Annotated in this window: 3 protein-coding genes; all 3 read right to left on the bottom strand. The window is 74.9% G+C overall.

Features of this window, described 5'->3' with window-relative positions; translation table 11 throughout:
* Positions 1 to 661 precede the first annotated feature (661 nt).
* Positions 662 to 1600, bottom strand: coding sequence for a tetratricopeptide repeat protein (locus G6556_RS18145; protein ID WP_166944456.1), 939 nt, complete (start codon positions 1598 to 1600; stop codon positions 662 to 664).
* 36 nt (positions 1601 to 1636) lie between these two features.
* Complete coding sequence (locus tag G6556_RS18150; protein WP_240934715.1) at positions 1637 to 2668, bottom strand: hypothetical protein; 1032 nt, start codon at positions 2666 to 2668, stop codon at positions 1637 to 1639.
* A partial coding sequence (locus G6556_RS19235) for a hypothetical protein (RefSeq protein ID WP_205693732.1) occupies positions 2665 to 2867 on the bottom strand: 203 nt, incomplete at its 5' end. The genes G6556_RS18150 and G6556_RS19235, both read right to left, overlap by 4 nt.

Genomic DNA, 2867 nt, shown 5'->3' on the forward strand with positions numbered 1-2867 from the left:
ACGAAACGACCCCCACCCGCTGGCGAGCGAGGATCAGTCAATTCGGCTGCTAAGAAAGCCACCCGACGGGGTCGGACTGGCTTCCGTATCAACCAAGACCCACCGACCGACCAGCCACCCCCGAATGAGGACGACCACCCGAGCCGATGAACCATCTTGGCATCAACTACTAGGCACACTGTTGAGTTCTCAAAGAACAGACGCGCATCCCTCATTCGCTCGGTGAGCGCCTGACCGGAGGCAACCGTTCAAACTTATCCGATCCGCTCCGGCCGGTCAAGTCCGTGTGGACCGTCCCGATCGCGTGGATCGTCCCGCGGCGCGGCGATGTTCGGGCTCATGCGTCCCGTTCAGGCCGTACCAGGGGGGGTGGTCGTCCGCGGGACCAGCCACCGGGTTGATCCTCGGTGTCCGTTCCTCCCTGCCGGGCGACGAAGAAGAACATTACGCAGGACCGCGAGGGAGCGTCAACTCGGGACGCCGTGACGGCGGTCACCCCCGATCAGCGCCGCCACCTGCGGCGATCCGGCCGCGGCGATCCACGCCGGCGCCGTCCCCGCCCCGGGGGGGAACGCCGCGGGCCCGCCCGCCCACGGAGGTCGGACGGGCCCGGTCGGCGTCGGCACCGCTCCCCTGTGCGGGGAACAGCCGGCCGCGTGCGTCAGTAGAGCGCGCTCGCCAACGCGCGGCGGGCGGCCGCGACCCGCGGGTCCTCGGAGCCGACGACGTCGAACAGCTCGACGAGCCGCACGCGGATCCGCTCCCGGTCCGGCCCGAAGGTGACCCGGATGGTGTCGACCAGACGCGCGAAGGCGTCCTCGATCTGCCCGCCCAGCACGTCGACGTCCGCGACGGCGAGCTGCGCGTCCACGTCGGTCGGTGCGTCGGCCGCGGCCTTGCGCACGGTGGCGAGGTCGACGTCCCGGGTCCGGCTGAGGAGCCCGACCTGCGCGAGGCCGGCGCGGGCCATGTCGTCGCGCGGGTTCTCCCGGAGCGCCTGCTCGTACGCGGCGGCCGCGGCGGGCAGGTCGTCGCGCTCGATCGCGTCGTACGCCTCCTGGTGCAGCGGCGGGAGCGGCGGCTCCTCGGGCTCGGCCGGTGCCGGCTCCGCCTCCTGGGCCGCGACCGTGCCGGTGATGCCGTTGGCCGCAGCGGCCTCGAGCACCTGGTCGAGCACCCCCCGGACCTGGTCGGCCGGCGGCGCGCCCTGGAACAGCGGCAGCGGCTGACCCGCCAGGACCGCGACCACCGCCGGGACCGACTGCGTCTGGAACGCCGCGGCGACCTGGGGGTTCGCCTCCGAGTCGATCCGGGCGAGCTGGAGCCGGCCGCCGTACTGGTCGGCGAGCGCGCCGAGGTCGCGCGCCAGGTTGATGCTCGTCTCGCTCCACGACGCCCACAGCAGGACGACGACCGGGTGCTGCGTCGAGGACTGCACCAGGGCGGGGAAGCCCTCGGTGTCGACGTCGACCGTGTACGGCCCCGGCGTCGGCAGGCCGCCGGGGGTGCCGGGCGCGGGGGTCGCCGGGCGCCCGAGCCCGGAGAGGTCGACCGCCCCGCGCACGTTGAGGCGCGGCTCGTGGGCCGGGTTCTGGCTCATGCCGAAGTGCTCCTGCTCTCGCGTGCTCTCACGTCATCACTCACCGGTGACCGCCGTGCGGGCGTGCTCCGCCGCCAGCACGGTCACCTGCTGCGCGCCGCCCGCCGGGGGCACGTACATCGCTACCACGTCGGTCCAGGTCCGGACCAGGTTGCTCGACACGCTGGTCTTGCCGGCCAGGGCCGCGTCGAACGGGTCGTTGAGGGTGATGCTCCCCTGGGACAGCGTGACGGTGGTGACCGTCGAGAGCTCGCCGACGACGATCGCCCCGCCGTCCGCCGTGCGCAGCGCGGTGACCGCACCCGCCACCGGCGCGACCGTCTCCGCCACGGTGGCGACCGCCTGGAGGCTCGCGGCGGTCTGGTTGCGCGCCTCGGTGATCGCGGTCCGGAAGAAGTCGGCCGGGAAGGTCGCCGCGGCACCGGACGCGTCGCCGTTGGTGAGCACGTCCGCGTACTGCGCGACCGCCTCGTTCGGCGACAGCAGCAGCGAGGTGTCGTCGGCGGAGACCGGCTCGCTGCCCTCCTCGGGCGTCGCCGTCAGGGGCATCTGCACCGACGGGCCGAGCCGCGCCCAGCTCCAGAGCCGATACGGGTCGCGCGGGCCGTCCTGCATGAGGACGAGCAGGAGCGGCGCCTGCAGGTCGTCGGGCTGGGTCGTCACCACCATCTGGGTGCGGGGCCAGCTGGTCGTGTCGGGCGTGATCGTGGTCTGCGCCGTCGTCGGGATCGTGACCGGCGCGCGCTCGCCGTTGGTGGCGGTGGCCCGGACGTACTCGGCCGTGCGGATCGAGAGCGCCGGCCCGACGAGCCGGGCGCCGAGGCCCGAGGCGTCCAGCGCCTGGTCCCCCGCCGCCAGCACCGTGCCCACCTGGTCGAGCACGTCCGTGGACTGCGCGACGGTCAGGGCCGGCGGCGGCACCGCCGGGACGGCGTCGGGCGTCGGCTCCGGCACCGGGTTGGCGCAGGCGGCCAGCCCCAGCGCCGCGACGAGCGCGACCGCGGTGCCGGCCAGGCGGCGGCGGAGCCGCGCGGTGCCGGGGCGGTGCCCCGTGGTGCGTGCGGTCATCGGCCCTCCTCCGTGCTCCGGGTGTCGTCCTGCTGCGGCGCGGCGTCCCCGCCCTCGTCGGCGCTGGGGAAGCCCCACATGCGCCGCCAGGCGTCCGCGCGCTGGGCGCGGGTCGCGGCGTCGTCCTGTGCCGCAGGAGCACCGGTGCCGCGGGGCGCTGCGCCCGGCCGGGCCGTCCGCGTCGGCGGGGTGGCAGGGG

Origin of the sequence: Cellulomonas sp. IC4_254 (assembly GCF_011603975.1) — a bacterium.
In the GTDB taxonomy this organism is placed as follows: domain Bacteria; phylum Actinomycetota; class Actinomycetes; order Actinomycetales; family Cellulomonadaceae; genus Cellulomonas.